The organism is Kitasatospora sp. NPDC048298, from assembly GCF_043201465.1.
Lineage (GTDB): Bacteria > Actinomycetota > Actinomycetes > Streptomycetales > Streptomycetaceae > Kitasatospora.
Genome location: NZ_JBICYZ010000024.1, coordinates 20,014 through 41,815 on the forward strand (window position 1 = coordinate 20,014; position 21,802 = coordinate 41,815).

Genomic DNA, 21,802 nt, shown 5'->3' on the forward strand with positions numbered 1-21,802 from the left:
GGGTGTTCGGGTCTCTCTCAGACGTTGGAGAGCACGTCAGCCGCGCAGTTCCAAGGTGCAGCACTTGGCGCCGCCGCCGGCCTTGAGCAGCTCGGGCAGGTCGATGCCGATGGGCTCGAAGCCCCTCGTGCGGAGTTCCTCGGCGAGGTGGGTCGCGGCGCTCGGCAGCAGGACGTGCCGGCCGTCGCTGAAGGCGTTCAGCCCGAACACCTCGGCGTCCGCCTCGGTCGCGATGACCGCGTCCGGGAAGAGTTCGCGCAGTACGGCCTGGCTGCCGGCGGAGAACGCCTCGGGGAAGTACATGACCTCCTCGTCGGACAGCACCGCGAGCGCGGTGTCGAGGTGGTAGAAGCGGGGGTCCACCAGGGTGAGCCCGGTGACGGGGACGCCGAAGAACTCCTGCGCCTCGAAGTGCGAGCGGAGGTCGCTGCGGAACCCGGTGCCGGCCAGCAGGCGGCGTCCGGCCAGCAGGTAGTCGCCCTCGCCCTCGTTGATGAACTCCGGCCAGTGGACGTCGGTGTAGCCCTGCTCGCGGAACCACTCCAGGTAGGCGGGGCCCTCCGCGGTGCGCTCCATGTGGCGGAAGCGCGCGCCGAGGACCTTGCCGTCGATCATGGTGGCCCCGTTGGCCGCGAAGACCATGTCGGGCAGTCCGGGGATCGGCTCGACGAGTTCGACGGTGTGGCCGAGGTCCCGGTAGAGGTCGCGCAGCCGCTCCCACTGGACGAGCGCGCTCCCGGCGTCCGACGGCTTCTCCGGGTGCATCCACGGGTTGATGGAGTAGGTGACGTCGAAGAACCGGGGGGCGCACATCAGGATCCGCTTGGGTTGCGCGGTCCGCTGCGGCCGCGGGGCGATCGATCCGGGTCGGTCGGAGGGGGCGATGGAATCCGAGTACGGCATGGTTGTTTCCCTTTGCGTAGACGAGAACCGGCCCACCGGAGGCCCGGGGGAGGCGCACCGGGTGATGGGCGCGAGGCAGCGCCGCGGCGGTGCGGTCGGCACCGGCGCGTCTGCGGGGGCGAGGAGGGGGCGGACGTCGGTCGGATCAGTCGACGACGAACACCCCGGAGCGGTTGAGTTCCTGGAGGAACGCCAGGTCGCGGAGGAGGACGCTCTCGTCCGCGTGCTTGAGCAGGACGATGACGCCGGCGCCCTCGTCCAGGGTGCGCTCGATCGGACTGCCGAGGGTCGGCAGGAGGAGGTCCTGGCGGTAGGACGGGAGGCGGCGCACCTCGTCCAGGCCGGTGATCGCCCTCAGGATGCCGCTGCGCCGCACCTTGAAGGCGTAGTCGGCCACGAACCCGTCCGGGGTCTCGGCCTCCCGCCCGGACTGGCCGGCGACGCCGAGGAACCCGCAGAGCTCCGGCAGCGGCTCCCCGGCGACCCGGTGCGCGAACTTCACCACCTTGACCTGGTCACCGTTGAGCACCACCTCGAAGCAGACGGGCCCGTCGCCGTCCGCCGTCGCCGCGGCCAGCGGCTGCAGCCGCTCCCGCAGCAGCTCGGCCTCCGGCGCGCCGGGCAGGACGTTCACCACCGAGGTGAGGAGCGAGTGCGGGCCCTCGTCCAGGAGGTAGCACCGCCAGATGTCGGTGAGGTGCAGCCGTCCGTCCACCATGACGCCGTTGGCGAAGTGGGGCGTGCCCGGTACGTGGTCGTGGACGACGGCCCGGCCGCCCTCGCGCCACAGCCCGTCGAGCTCGGCCTGCGGCAGCGGCCGGCCCGGGCCGGTGAAGAGCGCGGACCCGGTGTCGGTCGAGAACTCGGGCCGGAGCACCTTGAGGCTGCCCGCGGCGTCCGTCAGATACCGCTCCAGCGCCTGCCGGTCGCTGAAATAGACTGTGTCGAAGGCGAGTTGGGCGTCGATCTTCCGTATGGTCTCGTGCTGGACCACTTTGCTGTTCGTCATGGCGTGAGTAGCTCCACCGGTTGGGGTACGGATGGACGGCGCGGTAGTCGGGGCGCGGCCCCATGTCGAACCAGTGACGGGTCCCGGAGTGGATGTGCTCGGTGGCATGGCCCGTTGGCGCGGGGCCGGTGTGTCACGGGCCTGGCGCGGCAGTTCGTGCGCCGGCTCCCGGATCGAGGGGCGGGGGCCTCACGGCGCTCGGTCGCCGTCCCACGCGGCAGGCGCTTCCGCGCGCCGCCGAGGGTCTTCACGGACCGAAGTCGTCGCCGCGTCGGCGCAGTTCGGCGCGCGGCTCACGGAAGTCGGCGGGCTCGCCGCGGTCGGCGAGCGCCACCCGGGGGCGCGGCCACACGCCCCCGGGGTCGGGCCCGCGCGGGGCCGTCGGGTCAGCCGGGGCCTCGACCGTCGCGCGCTCGTGAGCGAGGTCGCGGACGGGCGAGGACCGGCCGGCTACTTCGTGCCGGCGTCGGACAGGGGCTCGAAGTTGAAGGAGCGGATGAAGCAGTCCCTGGGCTGGCTCACGGCGAACAGCACGCAGTCGAGCAGCGACTGCGAGGTGAGGCCCGCTCCGGCCCGGCGGTCGGTGGACTCCCAGTCCTCGCCCAGCGGGTCCGCGTTCTCGAAGTCCGGCGGGTACAGCGAGATGACGCGCACGCCCTCCGGGCGCAGCCGCCGGGACAGGATCTCGGCGACGTTGGCCTGGGCTCCCTTGGCGGCGTAGAAGGCCGGGCTGCCCGAGCACTCGTCGACGCGCGGGGAGGCCGCCACCGAGACCATGTTGACGATGTCGGGACGCTCCGAGGCGCGCAGCAGCGGCAGGAAGTGCTTGACCATCAGGACCGTGCCCGCGCCGCCGGACGTGATGGTCGCCACGATCTGCTCGTCGGTGGAGGTGCCGAGGTCGAAGCCCTCCAGCCACATGGCGCCGTTGTTGAGGAGGATGTCCACCCGGTCGGTGAGCGCGCCGACCTGCTCGGCGAACTCCCGGACCGAGGCCGGGTCGGTCAGGTCGCAGGAGAAGGCGTGGACCTTGTCGTGGCCGAGCGCGAGGATCTCGTCGCGGGTCGCCTGCGCCGCCTTCAGACTGCGGGCGGACAGGTAGACCTCGGCGCCCAGCTGGGCGAACCGGATGGCCAGGGTCCGGCCGAAGTCACGGGCGGCTCCGGTGACGACGACGCGGGTGTTGTCCAGGGATGCGGTGTTCATGCGTGTGGTGTTCCTCAGTTCACGGTGAGGCCGGTCGCGTCGCTGTGCGCCGGCAACCGGTGGAGTAGGTAGTCGACGGCCTTCTCGGCCCACTCGTCGGCGCCCGGGTAGGTGTGGTGCTCGTCGGGCAGGCAGGTCGCCAGCATCGCGGTGTCCACGCCGCCGCCCGGGTCGACGGCCACCACCCGGACGCCCGGGCGCAGTTGGGCCGCCTCCTGGGCCACGGCCCGGGTGAACCCCTCGACCGCGAACTTGCTCGCCGTGTACGCGGCGAGCATGCCCCGGGGGTTGCGCCCCCAGCCCGACGAGACGGTGACGAGGGTGCCGCCGTCCGCGATGCGCGGCAGGAACGCCCGCGTCATCGCGTACACGCCGCCCACGTTCACCCGGATCACGGTGTCGAAGTCCTCCGGGGAGACCTCCCACACCGGGGCCGGCCCGGTGATGGCACCGGCGTTGGCGATGACCAGACCGGGTGCACCGAGCTCGCGGTGCACCCGCTCGGCCCAGGCGTCGACCCATTCGGCGTCGGTGACGTCGACCCGTTCGAAGCGGTGGCCGTCACCCAGTTCGGACGCCAGCCCGCTCAGCGCGTCGGCGTCGCGGCCGCACCCGGCCACCGGGTGGCCCAGGACGGCGAAGCGCTGGGCCAGGGCTCGTCCGAGCCCTCTGGTCACCCCTGAGATGACCACCGGCTGCCTGCTGTCCGTCACTGTGCCTCCCGTGTGACTCGGTACCTTGTTCCGCCGACGCCCGAACCGTCGGGGTCAGTCGTGATGCTCGGTCAGGAGCCTGACCGGAGCGTTCGGGTTCAGTTCGGTGACGATCCGGGCCGGGCGCCCGACGCGGTCGCGGAGGGTCTGCTCGGCCGGGAAGAACCCGTAGCGGGTCACGAGCACGAAGTCGATGCCCGTCTCGTCCGCGGCGAGGACGTCCTGGCGCGAGTCACCGACCAGCACCACGTCCCGCGCGTCGACCCCGGCGTCCCGCAGGATCTCCGCGAGACGGCGGGACTTCGGCTCCTCCCCGCCGAGCACGGCGCGGAAGGCGCCGAGCAGTCCGCCCGCGGCGAGCACCTTGTCCGCCTCGCCGCGGGGCGTGCCCGTGGCGACGTAGAGCGGGACGCCCCGGTCGGCCAGGTGCTGGACCGTCTCCGCGGCGCCCGCGCACAGCGGCGCCCCGGGGTAGCGGTGCGCCAGCCGGTCCGCGTACGCGCCCGCGTACCGCTCGTAGAACGCCTCGAAGTCCGGGCCCGCCAGGCCGCGTTCCACGCTCGTCCGGTGGAAGTGGGCGAAGTGCTCCTGCCGGGAGCGGCCGAACGTGCGCCGGAACTCGTCCGTGAACTGCTCGACGAGGTCGGCCGGGAAGCCGTCGAACGCGGCGCGGACGCACTCGACCTTCAGCTCGTTGGAGTCGACGAGCACCCCGTCGAGGTCGAAGACGACCACCGGGTAGCGCGCCAGGACGTCCGCCAGGCGCTGGCCGGCCGCATGGGCGAGGGCCTCGTCGAGGAGGGCCGCGGAGAACCCCGCGGACGCGGCCTCGGCGAGGAAACCGACGGCCCGCAGCTTCTCCTCCGCGTCCAACGAGGCGTCCTCCTCGACGCGTTGGACGAAGGTCGGGTGGATGTCGCGCATGCCGGCGATCGCGTAGAGCCCGCTCGGGCCCCACCGGTACCGGTCCATCAGCGGGTGGAAGTGCCGCACGATGAGCTCCATCAGCGGCTGCAGCCGGTCCGCGTCCTCGCCGAGGACGGCGAGCAGTTGCTCGATGCGGGTGTTGCCGGCGCCGCGGCCCATGCCGTACGCGGTGCCGTCCAGCCACAGGGCGCCCTGCTGCGCCGCGACGACCGTGTTGTGCAGGGCGAAGCCCTGGTTGTCGTGGGCGTGGACGCCGACCGGGGCGTCCTGCCCGGTGCGGAACAACTCGACGAGTTCGACGGTGCGTTCCGGACGCAGGGAACCCAGCGAGTCGGCTATGTAGACCGCTTCGAGCGGGCCCATCGCGACCACGGCGTCCAGGCAGACGGCGAGTTCGTCTGCGGTCGCGAGGTCGATCTGCATGAGGTTGATGCAGACACCGTACCCGGCCTCGCGGAGCGAGTGGACCGCGGCCACGGCGCCGGCCGCCTTGTCGTAGCGCACCGCGACCCGCACGAGGTCCACCGGAAGCGAGCCGGGGGCCAGCTTCTCCCTGAGCAGACCGCCGACCTCCGCCGCGGGCAGACCCACCATGTCGGCGGCGTCCACCATCACGGCGAAGCGCAGCGCGTGGTCCGCGGGAAGGGCCTCGCGCAGGTTGGGGGTCAGCCCTTCGGGAAGCTGCCCGTACGGGCCGAACCCGTTCTTGGTGAAACGGACGTAGCCCAGCTCCACCACGTCGATGCCGAGGCCCGGACAGGCGGCCAGGTACTCCTCGACGAGAGCGGTGTCGAAATTCCAGTTGGTGTAGTAACCACCGTCACGCAGCGTGCAGTCGAGAACGGTCAACCCGACGCGGTCCACAGGAGCTCACTTCCCGTCGAGGTCGGGCAGCGTGTTGGTGAAGTCCACGTGGTGAATGCGCTGCATCTCGGCCCAGTTGAGCTTGTTGCCGTGGTTCTCGTGCCGGACGAGGAGGCCGCCGTCGGCGTGCATCATGTCGTCCCACTCCTGCACGGCCGGGTGCAGGTCGTTGGCGCGCAGGAAGTCGCGGGTGGGGTCGAAGTGGTCCTCGGCCTCGACGTACATGAACAGCATCAGCGGCTCGATGAAGAAGATCTGGAGCTTGCGGACGCCGATGGTGTCGAGCGCGCCGCCCGGGGCGACGATCTCCGGGATGACGTCGCGGTGCAGGCCGATGTACTTCTCGGCGGCGGCGGCGTCCTTGAGACGGATGGTGAAGGCGTGGTTCTTCATCGGGTGAGCTCCTTCGCGAGCGAAAGCAGGTTCTGGTAGGTGTGGTTGACTTCGGTCCACGTCTCGTCGTCGAGCACGTGCCGGCTCGGCCCGCGGACGTGGGTGCTCTTCACGATTCCGCGCTCCTTGAGGAAGCGCTTCGCGATGGACACGTAGTAGTCGGTGCTGTTCATCATGTGGCACATGAGGTAGGAGAGCGGGTGCGCGATCCGCTCCGCCTCGGCGCGCCTGCCCTGTTCGAGCAGGTTCCACAGCGCCACGACGATCTCGGCGATCTCGGTGGCGGGGATCGTGCCCGTCAGGCCGCGCCGGTGGCAGTCGAGCAGCATCATTCCGCCGTCGCCCTCGAAGATGCGGGCCCGGCCTCCGGTCGCGTCGCGCAGCAGGCTGACGCGCGGCGGCGTCGGCTGCGCCTCCGGCTTGAAGAGCACACGCTCCTCGCCGTACTCCTCCAGCAGCCGCACCTGGGCGGCGATGCTCAGCGGCTGCTTCGCCAGGCTCTTGGCGTGATGGATGATCACGGGGATCTCGACGGACTCGATGACCTCGCTGTAGTACGCGACCATGCCGTCGTCGTCGAGCGGGATCGTCGCCGGGTGCATCACGAGAAGGGCGTCGACGCCGGCCTCCTGGGCGTGGCGCGAGTACTGCACCGCCGCCTGGGGGGTCTCGGCGCCGGTGCTCATGACGGAGACGCCCCGGCCCCGGGCGGCCTTGGCGGAGAGCTCGGCGACCCGCAGCCGCTCCTCGTGGGTCAGCCGCAGCACCTCGGACACCTGGCCCACGACGAAGCCGTTGCAGCCGGCCTGGAACATGAACTCCGTCTGCGAGAGGAAGTCGTCCTCGTCGACCCGTGAGCCGTCTTCCGTGTACGGCATGAGGACGACCGGGAGAACTCCTTTGATGTCCTGGGACATCGACATCCACCTTTCGTGTGGGCATGGCGGAGGAACGGCAGTCGGGATGGACTGTCGTGAACTGCGGGGAGACCGCGGCGGTCCGGTGCTCAGCCGGCCAGGAGTCGGGCTGCTTCTCCGGCGGCCCACGGGGCCAGCTTGAACGCGCCTCCGTTGAAGCCGGTGGCGAGCATCAGGCCGGCCTCCTGCGGGACCCACGCGACGCGGCCCCGCCCGTCCGGGGCGTAGCACTCCGCCGCTCTGAAGCCCCCGAGCGGCACGCTCGCCTCGACCCAGCCGAAGCGCCGTCGCCCGGCCTCGACGGCCAGCCGGGACTGCTCGGGGTCGACGGCGGTGCGTTCGATCGCACCGTCGACGCGGTACCCGGTGGGGTGGCCGAGCAGCATCCCGGCGGAGTCGGGATCCGGTCTGCCGTTGACGGAGCAGACGTCGTCCATGTACGCGGGGTGGTCTGCCGGCGCACCGTCGACGCCGCGCAGCTCGACCTGGATGGCCTGCGCCCAGAGGTCGTGCGGGACGCCCCAGGAGTCGAGGAGCCGTGGCGTGTGGGCGCCGGTGGCGAGGACCACCGCGTCCGCGGCCACCACGCCCGTGCTGCCCCGCACCCCGCGAACGCGTCCCCCCACCCGGTTCGGGCCGTCGACCCGGACGCCTTCCAGCAGCCGGCCGCCCTTGCGGACCGCGGACCGGACGAGCGCGCGCGTCACCTGTGTGGCGTCCAGATATCCGGCCCGCGGTTCCCATACCGCGAATTCGGCGGAACGGTTGAGGAGATGGCCGAATTTGCGGTCCAGGTCGGCCGAGGAGAGCAACTCGGCGGGAAAGGACCGGGCGATGCGGTCCGTCAGGGACCGGGCTTGTTCACGCATGCTCGGGCGCGGTATGTAGAGGAATCCGCTCTCGATGAAATCCGCGTGAATCCCGGTCCGTTCGGCGAAGTTCCGGAAGAAGGAGAGCCCCTGTATCGCGCGCTCCACGAGGAGCGGATCGTCATGGTAGCAGCGCACGATCCCGCCGCTCCACGCCGTGGTGCCGAGCCCGGTCCGATCCTGCTCGACCAGGCACACGCGGGCGCCGCGATCAGCGAGTTCGTGGAAGACGGCCGCACCCACGATGCCGCCGCCGACGACGACGGCGTCCAACATTTCAGACGTACCGGAAAGCAAGGCCATACCCTTTCCCCCGAAAGGACCAGCTTCTAACCTAAGGCCGGGCGACGCATTTGGTCCCCCTGTTTCTGACTTTCAATCAACTTCTAAGCCAGGTGCGCTGGTTGGCGTGTTGACGACCTGACGTCAAAGCGGCACCGGAGAAGTAGACCATGAAGCCGGGGCTCCGGCAAGAGGTCAAGATCGAACCCTCGTTTCCTGATAAAAAACTGATAGAACGTCAGCGATCCTTGGAGTGAAGGCGGCGATAGCCTGCCCCCCCGACGCGAGAGCGTCGAGGGGGCACGCCGGCGCCCGGGCGGCCCCACAACGGGTCGGTGTACCGCTCGTGAGAGGACAGGCGCTAGGGAAGGGTTTTCATTCGCCGAAGCGGGGAGAAGACATAGGGGAGCCAGGCGACCGCCAACCCCACCGCCCCGACGTAGAGCGACGCCCGTACACCGAAGAACTCCCCGACCACTCCCGAGGCCCCCGCACCCAGCGCGGTGGCTCCGGTCAGGGCGAAACGCATGGTCGCGTTCATGCGGCCCAGCAGGTCGTTCGGGGTGACGCGCTGCCGGAAGCTCACCAGAACCACACTGTTCATCCCCATGCGGTACGTGACCACGAGCCAGCAGACGGCGGACACCCAGTACACCGCCCCGCCGTCGACCAGCGGCACCAGGCAGGCGAACGGCGCGGTGACCAGGCCGGCGAGCCACAGCACGCTGCCCTGTCCCACCCGCTCCGCCAACCGCGGCCCGGTGTACGCGCCGATCAGCGAGCCGACGCCCCCGACGGCCAGGTACAGGCCCAACTTCCACGCGGAGAAGTGGAGCGTGTGCTCGAAGAGCAGGGGCAGCATGATCGTGACCATCTGGAGCGAGAAGTTGGTGATCGCCCCGGCCATCGCGATCGGGCGGAGCAGGGGATGGGAGAAGACGAACCTCACTCCTTCCCAGATCCCCCGGTGCAGCGCCTTCTTCTCCGCGGCCCCCGTGTGGGACTCGTCCACCCGCTCGATCCGGGATATCAGGATTCCCGACAGCAGGAAGCCGAGCGCGTCGACGAGCACCGCGGCCGGGGCCGCCATCAGCTGGAGCAGAAGACCGCTCAGACTGGGCCCCGCGACCCCGGAACTCTCCCTGACGCTGCCGATGTACCCGTTGGCCTGGAGGAGGCGCTCCCGGGGCACGATGGACGGCAGGAAGCTCTGCGCGGAGATGTCGGAGAAGACCGTCAACGTTCCGCTCACGAACACGACCAGGTACAGCTGCGTCAGGGTCAGCGCGTCGAACAGCCACGCCACGGGTATCGATCCCAGCAGCAGTGCCCGCCCGAAGTCGGCGGTGAACATGATCGGGCGCCGGCGCATGCGGTCGACCCACACGCCGGCCGGGAGGCCGATCAGGAGGAAGGAGACCGTGCTCAGGACCCCGAGCAGGCCGACCTGTGCCGCACTCGCGTCGAGCGCGGTGACCGCCGTGAGCGGCACGGCCAGATAACTGACCTGGGAGCCGTACAGACTGACGGAGTTCGCGGCGAAGAGCCTTCTGAAGTTACCGTTCCTGAAGATCGACGGTTCGGCGGCGGTGCTGCTCCCCGCCGCCGCTTCGCCCTCGATCGGGGTCCGCCTTCCCACTGCCCTGGAAGGATCGTCCGCGCTCGTCCGGGACCGAGTCATTCGTGGAGTCCTCCGCGGTCTCAGGAAGCGTGGCGGAACACGGGGGCCGCCTTGACGCGTCGGTCGGCACCCATGTTGATGACCGCCTGACCGCCGGAAGGGGTGGCCCGCACCTGAGCCCCGCCGTATCCCTCCGGAGTGACGAAGACGCCCCAGACGGAGTCGTGGTCCCGGACGGTCCCGCTCTCCGGATCGACGATCGGCTCCGGATCCGGGACCACCCTCTCCTGGACGATGTACCCGCGCCCGCGGGCCCCGGCCAGGAGCTCCCGCCAGTCCCGGTCGGACTGCTCCCAGCCGGCGTAGCTGCCGATCCCCGAGTATCCGTTGACGGGCTTCATGATGATCTTCTCGCGGTGCTCCCGGCAGTAGTCGAGCAGATCCACCGTGGTTCCCCCGGCCTCGACGGTCCCGGAGTCCAGGACCCGGGCCCAGGGGAGGATCCGGTCGATCAGCGCCCTCTCCTCGGCCGAGAAGGCGTCGCGCCACCTCTGGTCGTGCAGCATCGCCAGGCAGGCCTTGTTGTGCACCAGTCCCGTGCGCATCGTGGTCCACAGGACCACGCGGCCCTCCTCGTGCGCCCGGAAGATCGGCTCCAGGACCTTCTCGCCGTCGGGGCTCGCCACCACCTCCTCCACCGTGAAGTAGCGCGCGACGACGTCCAGCGGCCGGCCCTGGAGGTACAGCCTCCCGCCCTTCTCCCGGACCTCGCTCAGCTCACCGAGGACCATCTCGATGCCGAACCCGCGCATCATCTCCTGGAGGCTCAGGTACATGCTCCGGTACTTGGCCATGGCGCCGTCGCAGTCGACCGCGCCGACGACGGGTGGCGCACCGCCGGTGACGGTCCTCGACGCCTCACGCAGGGCCCGGACGAAACGCTCGCCGGTGTGGACGTAGTCGAGGCCGTGCTCGTCGGCGAACTCCCGGAACTCCGGCACCTCCAGCATGTACTTGGCCATGTCCGACCAGGAGACCCCGCCGACGCTGCTGTTGATGTTGAACTCGAGGAGCTTGAAGGAGTCGTCGACACGGTAGAGGTCGGCGCGCCCGTAGAGGGTGATCTCGCCCCCGAGCCGCTGGATCAGCGCCGCCCGCCGGGGGTCGATGCCCAGTTCCCGGGAGTAGCCGTCGACGTCCCCGCCGAAGAGCCGGTCCGGCAGCGAGGTCAGGACGTGGAACAGCGACGTCAGGTCGTCGGCGCACGTGGCGATGGAGTCGTGCGGCACGAACATCGGCCGGGGCAGGAGGATGCTCCGGTAGTCGGCGTCGGCTTCCCTGGGGAACGGCACGCGGCTCACGAGGTCCCGCAAGGCGCTGCCCTCTTCCAGGCACCGCTCGACGTAGCTGCGTGTGACGGAGTCCCTCGTCATGGGCCTTCCCCTCGGGTTGCTGTCGGATGATCGGGTTCCTTCCGGCCTCGCGGTCGGGACCGCGAGGCCGGAAGGACTCGGCGCTGCGGCTTGCGGGTCACACCCCGGATTCGACCCTCGACCGCGGTCGGGAGGTCAGGTGCTCGGGCGTGGTGCTCTCGATGAGGTCCCGGATCGCGGCCACGGCACGGGCGATGCGCTCCTCGGACTCGCTGCCCACGGAGACCCGTACGTAGCGGTCGCAGGAGTCCCCGTACCCGATGCCGGGCACCACACTGATCGCGCTCTCCCTCAGCAGCCGGCCGGCGAACTCGGTGGAGTCGAGGCCGGATCCGCCCAGGTGGACGAAGAGGTAGAAGGTCGACGTGCCGGGCATGGTGTCGATGCCCTCGTCCGCGAACCAGCCGGCGACCCGGTTGCGCAGCTGGACGGTGCGCTGGATCTGCGGCCGGGTGACGTCCAGGAGGTCGTCGAAGCGTTCGGCCAGGTAGGCCGCCAGGATGGTGGGCGCACAGGTGACCAGATGCTGGTTGATCTTCAGGATCTGCTCGGTGAGCCGTTCGTTGGCGATGAGGTAGCCGATCCGCCAGCCCGAGACGCCGTAGTTCTTCGACATCGAGTTGACCGTGACCGTGTGCCGCTTCTCCGGGTCGAGCGACCCGGCCGAGATGAACTCGGCGCCCGGCGGGATGAACTCGTTGTACGCCTCGTCGACGATCAGCAGGAGCCCGTGGCGGTCGGCCAGTTCGTGCAGGTACTCCAGCTCGGCCCGGGTGTAGACGTGCCCGCTCGGGTTGTTCGGGTTGTTGATGATGACCGCACGGGTGCGCGCGGTGACGAACCGCTCGAAGTCGAAGACCGGCACGTCGTGCGGAACCATCACCGGCTCGCCCTGGCACATGCGGATCTGCGCCGGGTAGCTCAGCCAGTACGGCTCCGGCACGATCACCTGGTCGCCGGGGTCGACGATCGCCATCAGCGCCATGTAGATGGCGGCCTTCGAACCGGCGGTGACGATCACCTCGGTGTCCGGATCCACCGGGAGCGCGAACCCGGACCCGTAGTACTTGGCGAGCAGCCGCCGCAGCTCCGGCAGTCCCCGGGAGTGCGAGTAGTGGTGCAGGCCGGGCGTGGTGAGGCCGTCGAAGGACGGCAGCGGCAGGTCGAAGAAGGCCTCGCCGAGGGACAGCGTGATGATGTCCTGTCCGGCGGACTTCATGTCGTAGACGACGTTGTTGTGCTGGACCGACAGTGCCTGGGTGATGCCCTCCATCAGCCGGGAGGTGCGCAGCGACCGCTCCGTCGCGGCGTGCGGCTGCCCGGCCATCAGACGACCCTCGTCTGGCCGCTGCCCCAGACCACGTTCTTCACCGTGGTCAGCGACTCCAGACCCATCGGGCCGCGCACGTGCAGCTTCTGGGTGGAGACGCCGATCTCCACGCCGTAGCCGAACTCGCCGCCGTCGGAGTAGCGGGTGGAGGTGTTGACGAAGACGCTGCCGGAGTCGACCTCCCGGGCGAAGCGCCGCGCCACGTCGATGTCCTTGGCCACGATGCCCTCGGCGTTGGACGTGCCCCACCGGCGGATGTGCGCGAAGGCGGCGTCGGCGTCGGGAACGACCTTGACCGCGAGGACGAGCCGCAGGTACTCGGTGCCCCAGTCCTCCTCGGTCGCGGCGAGCGCCTTCGGCCAGACCCGCCGGACGGTCTCGTCGCCGCGGATCTCCACGCCCGCCTCGGCCAGCAGGTCGAGGACTCCGGGCAGCCAGGACTCCGCCAGGTCCGCGTGGACCAGCAGGGTCTCCATCGCGTTGCACACGCTCGGCCGCGAGGTCTTGGCGTTGATCGTGACCGCGGTCGCGATGTCCGGGTCCGCGGAACGGTCGATGTAGGTGTGGCAGTTGCCGGCGCCGTCGATCACCGTGGGCACGGTGGCGTTCTTCTCGACGGAGGCGATCAGCTCGGGGCCGCCCCGCGGGACGAGCAGGTCGACGTACCCCTTGGCGCGCATCAGCTCCAGGGCGGCGTCACGGGACGGGTCCGAGATCAGCTGGACGGCCGCGGCGGGCACGTCGTCGTGCTCGGCGACGGCCTCCGCCAGCGCCTCCATGATCGCGGCGTTGGTGGCGGCGGCCATGGACGAGCCGCGCAGCACCGCGCAGTTGCCGGTCTTCAGGCACAGCGCGGCGACCTCGGCGGTGACGTTGGGCCGAGCCTCGTAGATCACCGCGATGACGCCCAGCGGCTCCCGCACCTGCTCGATCAGCAGGCCGTTGGGGCGGGTCCAGCCCTTGACGACCTCGCCGACCGGGTCCGCCAGCGACGCCACCGTGTGGATGGCGTTCACCAGCCCGGCCATCCGGCTCTCGGTCAGGGTCAGGCGGTCGACGAGGGTCGGGGTGACACCGGCCGCACGGGCGGCTTCGATGTCCTGCTCGTTCGCCTTGATGATCGAGTCGCGGTTGCGCTCGACGGCGGCAGCCATGTCCAGGAGGACCTGGTTCTTCTTCGCCGTGGTCAGCCTCTTGACGGCGGCGGTCGCTTCCGCGGCAGCACGGCAGATCTCGATTACCGACACAACTAGCCTCCAAAAATCCGTACGTAGTCACAGTCGTCGATGAGTTCCGAGGCGAACCGGTCGCCGGCCCCGACCTCCGCCGCGCCGAGGCGGACGGTGCCGCGGGCGATCACCCGGGAGTCCGAGTCGAGGACGTCCACGACGTCGCCGCGGTCGAACGACCCCTTGAGCACGCCGACGCTCCCGGCGAGCAGGGCCCGGCCCGACTCGACGGCCTGCCGCCCCGCGGCGTCGCAGACCACGGTCCCGCTCGGGGGGTACCGGAAGGCCCGCCACAGGCGGCCGAGATCGGGCGCGGCGGCGTGGGTCGTGCGCGGCGGGAAGACGGTTCCCTCCACCTCGTCGCCGCGGAAGGCCGCGATCAGGACGGTGGAGTCCATGGCGTCGGCCACCACGGTGCGGACCCCGGCGTGCGCGGCGATCCAGCAGGCGCTCAGCTTCACGAGCATGCCGCCGGTTCCGCCGTCTCCGGTGGATCCCCCGGCCATCGCCTCGACTTCGGAGATCGGACCCGTCACCTCGGCGATGCGCACGGCGCCCTCTCCGAGCATCGGGTTGCCGTCGTAGAGGCCGGCCACGTTGGTGAGCAGCAGCAGGAGCCGCGCTTCGAGGAATCCGCCGAGCAGAGCGGCCAGGACGTCGTTGTTGCGCACGCCCAGCGCGTCGTTCTCGTTGACGACGGGCACCATGCCCAGCGAGCGCATCAGGTCGAACGTGCGGCGGACACCGCCACCGCGTTCCGGCGCGACGAGGTCGTGCGGGGTCAGCAGGATCTGCCCCGTCTCCAGGCCGTACGCGGAGAACCGGGCACGGAGCGCCGAGTACAGCATTCCCTGACCGAGCGCCGCCGCGGTCTGTGCGGCCTCCGCCGTGTCCTGGGTCAGATCGCCGTGCCTGGTGCGGCCCAGGGCGATCGCCCCGGAGGTGACGAGCACCGGCGCCAGACCGGCCTCGATGCCCTTCGCCACCGTCGTGCAGAGGGTGTCGAGCTTGACGGGGTCGACTTCTCCCCGGGTGATCAGAGACGACGTTCCCACCTTGATGACGACGCGGTTGCCCGTGCCGTCGCTGATTGCATCCCGCATGGTCTCCTCGCCTGAACCTCGGCCGTCGGGTGTGGGAGAGCGGAGGGGCAGCCGCTTCCAAGAAGATGGTTACCGGGGGCGGTGTTCTCCCAATGTGCTGGCGATTCGCGGCCGCTGTCGGGGACTCGCGGCGCACGCGGGAGCGGGCGGAGGCGCGGCGCGCGCGGCCGCGCGACGGCGCGTCGAAGCCATGCCGAAGCCGCGTGAAGCCGCACCGAGGCCGCGCCGACGGCGGGCGCTGTCGGTCCTCGCTCCCGTGTGACCTCGGGGCGGCGTCGGCGGCCTCAGGTCAGCAGCAGGGCCGCGTCCCAGTCGGGTTCGCTCGCCCAGTCGGGTTCGCCCGCCCCGTCGGGTTCGGCCCGCGCGTCGGCGTAGCCGGCCAGGGCCAGGGCCGCTCCGGTGGCGCCGTCGATCAGGGCCGGGCTGTCCAGGTACCGGGGGCCCGTGCCGGTGGGGACGTGCTGGCGGTATCCGAACGGCGCGTCCTCGTCGAAGGCGGCGGCGAGTTCGGCGGCGGCACGGTCCGCGGCCGCCCACAGCACCGGGTCGCCGGTCGCGGCCGCCATCCGCACGGCGGTGTGCAGCACGCCGGCGCGGCCGTGGCACAGGCCGGGGTCGTCCGCCATCGTGCTCGGGAGCGGCCGGGTGACGGCGGCGCGCATGGCGTCCCGGGCGCGGGCCCCGACCGCCGGATCGGCGAGGGCGTGACCGGCGAGGTGGAGGGACCACGCGATGCCGGACGCGCCGTAGCACCAGCCCGCCCGGGGGGTGGCGGCACCGGTACCGACGGCCTGGCCGGTCTCCTCCTCGTACGGGATCCGCGCGGGCCAGTAGGCACCCGTCGCGTCCGTCAGCTCCCTGGCCAGGAGCCAGTCGGTGACGGAGCGGATCGCCTCCGACCCGCCGGGTACCACGACTCCCGCGCGGTGGGCGAGGGCGAGGAGTGAGAGCGGGCCGCAGATCCCGTGCGCGGCACCGAGGTTGAAGTCACCGGACGGGTACGCCAGCCGGTCGCGGTCGACGACGTAGCGCTCCGGGGCGCACCACCAGCCCGGCACCTCGCGGCCCCGCACCTCGGTGGGGCGGGTCAGCCGGACCAGCAGGCGCAGCAGGTCGGACAGGACCGCCGCGACGCGCTCGTCTCCGGAGCCCGCGGCGGCCAGCAGGGCGCGGCCCCGGCCCGCGAGACCCGCGATGACGTCGTAGTCCAGGTAGGAGAGGCCCGGCCCGTTTTCGGTCAGCCGGGCGTCGAGCGCGGCGATCGCGGCCGCCGTGTGGGCGGTGGCCAACTCGGTGCTGCGGGCGAGCAGTTTGGCGTATCCGCCGGTCAGGCGGGCGTGCAGCAGGGCCGGGAGGATCAGATCGCCCGCCCCGGCCGGGCCGACTGAGGGGGCGGATCGGACGGCGGCGGCCAGGTGCGCGTGCGCGACGGACGACCAGTCGGGCTCGTGCCGCGCCCGGACGATGTGCAGCAGGGCGATCCCGGCATGCCCGAGCAGGACGGAGGCGGGTTGCCAGCCGGGCAGCAGCAGGTCGGCCGGGGCGGTGGCGAACGCCCGCCCGGCGGTCTCGGCGACGTGCTGCGGGTCACGCAGGCGCTCGCCGACCTGGTGGGCGACGGCCCGGGCCGTGCGCGCGCTCCGTTCCGCGCCGCCTGGTCGCTCCTGGTGCGCGGCGGGCCGGGCCGTCCCGGTGCGGTGGGTCTCGTGGGTGCTCATCGGCCGTGCCGCTTCCGGTCGATGCGCAGGGACAGGGCCTCGCGGGCGATCGCGTGGGCCAGGGCCTCGTCGTCGGGGCGGGGGCCGAGGAGGCGGTTGCAGTGCATGTGGGCGAGGCTCGTCGCGATGGACGCCCGGCGGGCCGGAGCGGTCGCGGCGGCGGTCAGGGCGGTGCGCAGGTCGGCGAGGGCGTCCGCGCGTGCGGCCCACGGCCCGGCCGTCTCCGGTGTCAGCCCGGGCCCGGGCCGGCAGTTCTCGTCGAGCAGTGCGGCCATCGTCTTCTTGCCGTCCCGGTCGACGTCCCCGATGCGGGCGCGGACGGGCTCGCCGCTCAGCCAGGCCAGGGCTTCCTCGGGGGTGCCGAGGGCGGTGACGAGGTCGAGTACGCCGAGGGCCGCGAGTGCGGTGCCAGAGAGCCCGAACACCTCTTTGCCGGAGGCGAGTTGGGCGATCACCAGCCGACTGTCGGCGTGGAAGACCCGGGTGGCGCGGTCGTGCGGGGCGGGTCCGCCGTAGCGTTCGGTCTCGGGGTCGTAGGTGTCCAGGACGAGTCGCCCGCCGAGCCCGGCGTCGCGCAGGTCCTCGGCCCAGCCGTGCAGGCGGGGCAGGAGGGCCGTCCAGAGGCCGGCGGGCTTGCCGTGGAAGCGCAGCCGCAGGTGCGGATCCGGATCGGCGTAGCGCAGGAAGAACCAGTCGTCGACACCGGCCTCGGCGAGCAGGGCGGGGTCCGTGAGCAGCGCCGAGCGCCGGGTGAGGAGCCCGTCCTGGCGCGCCTGCGGGACGTAGACCTTGGCGTACAGCCACTCCCCGCCGGGCAGGTGGGTGGCGGATGCCCGGTCCGGCAGGGGGCGGGGGGCGGGCCGTCGCGGCGCGGTGCGGTTCGCGGGCTCGCGTGCGGCGAGCAGCGGGAGGACGAGCTCGGTGGCGTGCGGGCCGTCCGGGCCGGTCAGCCACGTGCCGGGGCGGTCGGCGCCGAGGCGTTCCACGACGGCGAGCCCGGGGCGGGCGAGTTCCTCGGCGAGGACCGTCCGGTGCAGGGGCTGGTCGAGGTCGACGGCGACGCGGTGGTCCGCGCGGGTCAGCAGGACGTGCCGGGGCACGCTCCAGCGCCCGCGCCAACGCGCCACCTCCGCCTCCCATTCGGGCCCTCCTGCGCTCGCGGTCAGCTCGCGGTCGGGTAGCCAGCGCGCGGGGGCGAGGACGGTGCGGCCGTGGCTGACCCGGGGTTGGACGGGGGCCGTCGACCACGAGCCCCAGTTCCAGGGCAGACACCAGTCCTGGCCCTCCTGCCCGAGCTCCAGGAGGAACCGGGCGACGTGCGGGAGGTGGCCGCCGGCCGGGTTGAGCATCGAGTACGAGACCGGGCGGACGGGCTCCCCGCTGCGGGTGTCGGTGAGCCGGAGGCCGTCGAGGTCGGCGTGGACGGCCAGGTGCTCGACCGGCAGGTCCCGGGTGCCCTCCGTCGTGGCGGGGCCGACACCCAGCGGGATCCGGTCCGGGAGCCACTGCGGGACGGCGGCGACGTTGCCCGAGCGGATCGCGCGGGGCCGGTAGGCGACGGTTGCGGCGCGTTCCCCGGGCTCGGCGCCGCCGCCGGCCCGCCGTACGAACGCGGCGACGTCGTCGGCCCGTTCGCCCAGGAGGTGGGCGAACCGGCCGAAGGTGGCACCGGCCAGCGGGGAGCCCGGGTTGCCGCCCAGGACGAGCCGGAAGTCGCCCGCGCACAACGACTCCCAGCTGTCGGCGAGGAGTTCGGCGCCGAGTTCGAGGGAGCCGGGGTGTCGTCGCGACGCCGGCCCGGCGAGGTCGCCCAACGCCCGCTCGTCGAGCCGGACTTCCGGCACCGAGCCGTCGGCCGCCCGCCGGACGGCGGCGAGGAGGAGTTCGCCGAGCACCCGGTCCCGGGCATCCGCCCCCGGATGCGGGGCCGGGCGTCCGGCTGCCGCACGGTAGGCCGCGGGAAGTCCCAACCCGCGTCCCTCGTCGAGCAGTTCGAGCACCGGTACGGCCCGGTCGGTGCCGTACCGTTCCAGGAAGGCCTCGTGGTACTCGCGCAGGTGCGCACTGCCGGGCCGGATCAGGGAGACGCTCCACAGGGCGTCCGCCGCCCGTTCGGCCTCGCGGGCGACCTCCGCCGGCAGGACGACGCGGGCGTCCAGAGCGAGGTCGGTCTGGATAGGGTGCTCGGTCGGGTGCAGGGCGGCCATCCGCTCGCGCGCCGCCGTGAGCGCGCGTCCCCGGTCGCCCGGGGCGGCGGCGTCCAACGCGGCGAGGCAGGCCCGGACGCCGCGCAGGGCCGCGGCCGCCGGGTGGTCGAGCCCGTCCAGCCGGTCCAGGACGTGCCGGAGCGGGTCCGCGCACTCGGGCGGCGGGACGATGTCGCTCAACAGGAAGCGGGTGCGGACGAGTTGGGCGATGGCCCGGTCGACGGCGGCGCCCTCCGCCTGCGGGAAGCGCTCGGCCGTCCGGGCCAGCAGCTCCGACCAGCCGACGGGCTCGGCCGCGCACTCCAGCAGGTACCGCACGGCCGGACTCAGCCCGACCGAGTGGTGCAACTGGCTTCCGCCGTCGGCCTGGTAGACGTCGAGCAGCACCAGGCGCCCCTCGCGCTCGACCCGCAGGGCGTTGGCGACGAGCCGTCCGCCGCGGAGCACCGCGGGGTCGGCGAGCAGGGCGCTCAGCACTTCGTCCAGCCACCCGGCGTCCGGACGGCTGACCGGCCGGTGCCCGGTGCCCAGGTCCGCGGCGGGCGAGGCTCCGAAGCCGGCGACGGCGACGCCGGCGAAGAGGCCGAAGGGGGTCGCGCGGTGGGTCATCCGCAGCCGGTACTTGAGGAGCGAGACGGCGAGGCGGCGCAGCCGGCGGGGCTTGAGCGGCTCCCCGGCGAGCACCCGCCGGGCCTCGGCCGCCAGGGCGGGGCTCGCCAGGTCCACCGCGGCCATGAACTCCGGTTCGGATGCCAGGCGTTCGACTTCGGCCCGCAGGCGGTCGGGGTCACCGGAATCGGGAGAGGGTGACCCGCCGCCGTCCGTGGGCAGTGGCAGGGCGGCCGCGCGGAGCAGCGCCACTCCCGCCGATTCGAAGCCGGTCCCGCTGTCCGTCCGCATCCCGTCCATCCCCGTTCCGCTCGTCCGTCCCGTCCGTTCGTCCCGCGCGGCCCGTGGGCGCGCGCGTCGGTGCCGGGCGGCGCACGCGGATCGCGCGCACCGCCCGGCACCGGTCACCGGATCAGCACAGCCAGGAGGTGATCGGGCAGGACAGGCAGGTGCCGGTCCCAGTGAAGGACTTCGCACCGGCGACGGCGCCCTCCTCCACGACGACCTCCAGGTCGAGATCCAGGTCGAACTCGAGCTCGGCGGTGACAGTGCTCATGGTGTCCTCCAGTGGGTGGGTGGGTTCGCCGGAAGTCCGGCGGCCGGTCCGCGCGGCTGCGCGCACCGGAGCTTCGGGGGGTCCACTGCCGTACGGCGGTGGATCGGGTCAGGCGGCTGTCCGCGTGGGGCCGGCCGCGGCGCGTGCGGCCAGGCAGTCCGCCAGGAAGGCGAGCGCCCGCAGGTGGTAGGGGCGGGCGGCCCAGCCGAGGCTGATGTTGTGGCCGGCCTGCGGCTGACGGTCCACCAGCACCCTGGGTGCGGCGGTGAAGCGGGCCGCGAGGTCGCTCAGCGCCCGGTCGTCGTGGCGCCACCAGGCCTCGTACTCGGCGAAGGTGAGCCGGAGCGGCACCCGCACGCGTGGGGCGAGCGCGGCGAAGTCCTCGGCCCAGGCGATGGCGTCCGCCTTCTCGCGGTCGGGCATCGGGGCGACCACCTGGCCGCCGGCGCGGAAGGTGTCCGGCGGGTACAGCCGCACCGGACCCCAGTGGTGCCGCCACAGTTTGCCGCCGGGCGCGACGATGTCGCGCGGGTCGACGGCGTACTCGTGGCCGCAGCCGGAGACGTCGAGGCCGACGAGGTCGAGCCCGTCCGGGTCGGCGGCGAGGCCGAGGGCGAGCTTGCCGCCGAGCGAGTGTCCCAGCAGGAACAGGCCCGCGCCGGGGGCGTGCCGGGCGGTGAAGTCCCGCAGGGCCGCGCGGACGGTACCGGCCTGGTCGGCGAGCCGCTGCCCGTCCGGGAACTGCCCGGCGGACCCGCGGTAGCCGGGACGGTCGACGGCGAGGACGGTGTAGCCGAGGCGCGCGCCGAGGGTCAGCAACGACTGGTCCGGGTCGGCCTGGCCGTCGAAGTACGACGCGCTGGTGCCGCCGCCGTGCAGGGCGACGACCACGGCCCGCGCGGGGCCGTGCTCGGGCTCGCAGAGCAGCGCGGACAGGGCCGCGCCGTCGGCGTCCAGGACGATCCGGCGGACGCCGGGAGAGACGGCCGCGCTCATGACGTCGAGCAGGTGTGGGGGTGCGAGCCGATCGGCCCGGTCTCGGGACATGGCTGCTTCTCCGGTCGAGTGCGTGGGTTGCGCCGGACTCAAAGGTTGTGGATCAACGAGCCGAATCTAACGGCCACTCAGTCAGGTTCGCAACCAACAAGTCCACAATTTTGAACCAGCGAGTCCAAGTCGAGTTCGCCGCGAGTACGATGACCGGGTGACCGAAGCACGTGCGACAGTCGAGGCCGGACGCGGGGCGCCGCGCGGCCGCATCGACAAGAGGCAGGCCATCCTGAGCGCCGCGTTCACGGTGTTCGCCCGCCAGGGCTACACCGACGCGTGTGTACAGGAGATCGCGGCCGAGGCCGGTGTCGCCAAGCCGACCGTCTACAACCACCTGAACGACAAGGCGAACCTCTTCCGCCAGGCCGTCCTCATCGCCGCCGACGAGGCGACGGCCCGGAACCTGGCCGCCGTCGAGGGCCTGCTCCTGTCCTGCGACGACCTTCACGACGCGCTCGTGTCCGTCGCCCAGGCCCTGCTGCTCTGCCACCGCAGCGAACAGTCCTGGGCCCTGCGCCGGCTGCTCTACTCGGAGGTCGCCCGCTTCCCCGACCTGCTGGACACCGTCCAGGGGCGGGGCGTCGACCGGGTGACCGAGGCGATGGCCGATCGGCTGGCCCGGCTGACCCTCTCCGGGCGGCTGACCGCCACCGACCCGGTCCGCGCCGCCGAACAGTTCATGGCGCTGCTCGCCGGTCCGATGGAGGCCCGTTCCCGCTGCGGCACCCGGCAGGTCCCGGACGCCGAGCTGAACGGCATCGCCCGGGCTGCGGTGGACACCTTCCTCAAGGCGTTCGGCCGTGAACCCGGGGCGCCGGGGAGCGGTGCCTGAGCGGCGCGACGCGCGAGTGAGGCGTCGGGGG

General features: G+C 72.3%; 18 protein-coding genes. 1 reads left to right on the forward strand and 17 read right to left on the reverse strand.

Going from position 1 to position 21,802, the window contains the following annotated elements; translation table 11 throughout:
- Positions 1–36: 36 nt before the first annotated feature.
- The 17 genes from ddaH to ACGF0D_RS19255 all read right to left on the reverse strand — a co-directional run bounded on the left by ddaH (position 37) and on the right by ACGF0D_RS19255 (position 20,885).
- Entirely contained in the window at positions 37–903 is an 867-nt protein-coding gene (gene ddaH / locus ACGF0D_RS19175; protein WP_392917692.1) for a dimethylargininase, read from the reverse strand.
- A 145-nt stretch (positions 904–1,048) separates the two neighbouring features.
- Positions 1,049–1,912, reverse strand: coding sequence for a hypothetical protein (locus tag ACGF0D_RS19180; protein ID WP_392917693.1), 864 nt, complete (start codon positions 1,910–1,912; stop codon positions 1,049–1,051).
- Between the two features lie 450 nt (positions 1,913–2,362).
- Entirely contained in the window at positions 2,363–3,118 is a 756-nt protein-coding gene (locus ACGF0D_RS19185) for an SDR family oxidoreductase (RefSeq protein WP_392874961.1), read from the reverse strand.
- Between the two features lie 14 nt (positions 3,119–3,132).
- Positions 3,133–3,831 (reverse strand): SDR family oxidoreductase, encoded by a 699-nt coding sequence (locus ACGF0D_RS19190; protein WP_392874964.1) that lies wholly within the window; start codon positions 3,829–3,831, stop codon positions 3,133–3,135.
- A 54-nt stretch (positions 3,832–3,885) separates the two neighbouring features.
- Positions 3,886–5,607 (reverse strand): HAD hydrolase-like protein, encoded by a 1,722-nt coding sequence (locus ACGF0D_RS19195; RefSeq protein ID WP_392917696.1) that lies wholly within the window; start codon positions 5,605–5,607, stop codon positions 3,886–3,888.
- A 21-nt stretch (positions 5,608–5,628) separates the two neighbouring features.
- The gene (locus ACGF0D_RS19200) at positions 5,629–6,015 is read right to left on the reverse strand and encodes an L-rhamnose mutarotase (RefSeq protein WP_380454748.1); all 387 of its coding nucleotides are present in this window, start codon (positions 6,013–6,015) and stop codon (positions 5,629–5,631) included.
- Positions 6,012–6,932, reverse strand: a complete 921-nt coding sequence (locus ACGF0D_RS19205) for a dihydrodipicolinate synthase family protein (protein WP_392917698.1) — start codon at positions 6,930–6,932, stop codon at positions 6,012–6,014. The genes ACGF0D_RS19200 and ACGF0D_RS19205 overlap by 4 nt, the downstream gene beginning before the upstream one ends.
- An 89-nt stretch (positions 6,933–7,021) precedes the next feature.
- On the reverse strand, positions 7,022–8,104 hold the full coding sequence (locus ACGF0D_RS19210; protein WP_392917701.1) for an NAD(P)/FAD-dependent oxidoreductase: 1,083 nt from the start codon (positions 8,102–8,104) through the stop codon (positions 7,022–7,024).
- Between the two features lie 340 nt (positions 8,105–8,444).
- On the reverse strand, positions 8,445–9,722 hold the full coding sequence (locus ACGF0D_RS19215) for an MFS transporter (RefSeq protein ID WP_392917704.1): 1,278 nt from the start codon (positions 9,720–9,722) through the stop codon (positions 8,445–8,447).
- A gap of 62 nt (positions 9,723–9,784) precedes the next feature.
- A complete protein-coding gene (locus ACGF0D_RS19220) occupies positions 9,785–11,137 on the reverse strand; it encodes a hypothetical protein (RefSeq protein WP_392917707.1) in 1,353 nt (450 codons plus the stop codon).
- A gap of 97 nt (positions 11,138–11,234) precedes the next feature.
- On the reverse strand, positions 11,235–12,464 hold the full coding sequence (locus ACGF0D_RS19225; protein WP_392917710.1) for a pyridoxal phosphate-dependent aminotransferase: 1,230 nt from the start codon (positions 12,462–12,464) through the stop codon (positions 11,235–11,237).
- The gene (locus tag ACGF0D_RS19230) at positions 12,464–13,714 is read right to left on the reverse strand and encodes a glutamate-5-semialdehyde dehydrogenase (RefSeq protein ID WP_392874984.1); all 1,251 of its coding nucleotides are present in this window, start codon (positions 13,712–13,714) and stop codon (positions 12,464–12,466) included. The genes ACGF0D_RS19225 and ACGF0D_RS19230 overlap by 1 nt, the downstream gene beginning before the upstream one ends.
- Before the next feature lie 2 nt (positions 13,715–13,716).
- The gene (gene proB, locus ACGF0D_RS19235) at positions 13,717–14,799 is read right to left on the reverse strand and encodes a glutamate 5-kinase (protein ID WP_392917712.1); all 1,083 of its coding nucleotides are present in this window, start codon (positions 14,797–14,799) and stop codon (positions 13,717–13,719) included.
- A gap of 284 nt (positions 14,800–15,083) precedes the next feature.
- Entirely contained in the window at positions 15,084–16,517 is a 1,434-nt protein-coding gene (locus ACGF0D_RS19240) for a lanthionine synthetase LanC family protein (protein WP_392917715.1), read from the reverse strand.
- Positions 16,514–19,624 (reverse strand): lantibiotic dehydratase, encoded by a 3,111-nt coding sequence (locus ACGF0D_RS19245; protein WP_392917718.1) that lies wholly within the window; start codon positions 19,622–19,624, stop codon positions 16,514–16,516. The genes ACGF0D_RS19240 and ACGF0D_RS19245 overlap by 4 nt, the downstream gene beginning before the upstream one ends.
- Before the next feature lie 121 nt (positions 19,625–19,745).
- Positions 19,746–19,889, reverse strand: coding sequence for a hypothetical protein (locus ACGF0D_RS19250; protein ID WP_392874996.1), 144 nt, complete (start codon positions 19,887–19,889; stop codon positions 19,746–19,748).
- 108 nt (positions 19,890–19,997) lie between these two features.
- On the reverse strand, positions 19,998–20,885 hold the full coding sequence (locus tag ACGF0D_RS19255; RefSeq protein WP_392917853.1) for an alpha/beta hydrolase: 888 nt from the start codon (positions 20,883–20,885) through the stop codon (positions 19,998–20,000).
- Positions 20,886–21,093: 208 nt separating this feature from the next.
- Between ACGF0D_RS19255 and ACGF0D_RS19260 the strand changes: the two genes are divergently transcribed.
- Positions 21,094–21,771, forward strand: coding sequence for a TetR/AcrR family transcriptional regulator (locus tag ACGF0D_RS19260; RefSeq protein ID WP_392917720.1), 678 nt, complete (start codon positions 21,094–21,096; stop codon positions 21,769–21,771).
- Positions 21,772–21,802: the final 31 nt, after the last annotated feature.

What these genes read in the sequence shown, in the direction of transcription:
- ACGF0D_RS19250 (WP_392874996.1), bottom strand. Translation starts at nt 19,889, where the DNA reads ATGAGCACTGTCACCGCCGAGCTCGAGTTCGACCTGGATCTCGACCTG.
- ACGF0D_RS19180 (WP_392917693.1), bottom strand. Translation starts at nt 1,912, where the DNA reads ATGACGAACAGCAAAGTGGTCCAGCACGAGACCATACGGAAGATCGAC.
- ACGF0D_RS19225 (WP_392917710.1), bottom strand. Translation starts at nt 12,464, where the DNA reads ATGGCCGGGCAGCCGCACGCCGCGACGGAGCGGTCGCTGCGCACCTCC.
- ACGF0D_RS19205 (WP_392917698.1), bottom strand. Translation starts at nt 6,932, where the DNA reads ATGTCCCAGGACATCAAAGGAGTTCTCCCGGTCGTCCTCATGCCGTAC.
- ddaH (WP_392917692.1), bottom strand. Translation starts at nt 903, where the DNA reads ATGCCGTACTCGGATTCCATCGCCCCCTCCGACCGACCCGGATCGATC.
- ACGF0D_RS19210 (WP_392917701.1), bottom strand. Translation starts at nt 8,104, where the DNA reads ATGGCCTTGCTTTCCGGTACGTCTGAAATGTTGGACGCCGTCGTCGTC.
- ACGF0D_RS19220 (WP_392917707.1), bottom strand. Translation starts at nt 11,137, where the DNA reads ATGACGAGGGACTCCGTCACACGCAGCTACGTCGAGCGGTGCCTGGAA.
- ACGF0D_RS19240 (WP_392917715.1), bottom strand. Translation starts at nt 16,517, where the DNA reads ATGAGCACCCACGAGACCCACCGCACCGGGACGGCCCGGCCCGCCGCG.
- ACGF0D_RS19245 (WP_392917718.1), bottom strand. Translation starts at nt 19,624, where the DNA reads ATGCGGACGGACAGCGGGACCGGCTTCGAATCGGCGGGAGTGGCGCTG.
- ACGF0D_RS19185 (WP_392874961.1), bottom strand. Translation starts at nt 3,118, where the DNA reads ATGAACACCGCATCCCTGGACAACACCCGCGTCGTCGTCACCGGAGCC.
- ACGF0D_RS19255 (WP_392917853.1), bottom strand. Translation starts at nt 20,885, where the DNA reads ATGAGCGCGGCCGTCTCTCCCGGCGTCCGCCGGATCGTCCTGGACGCC.
- ACGF0D_RS19200 (WP_380454748.1), bottom strand. Translation starts at nt 6,015, where the DNA reads ATGAAGAACCACGCCTTCACCATCCGTCTCAAGGACGCCGCCGCCGCC.
- proB (WP_392917712.1), bottom strand. Translation starts at nt 14,799, where the DNA reads ATGCGGGATGCAATCAGCGACGGCACGGGCAACCGCGTCGTCATCAAG.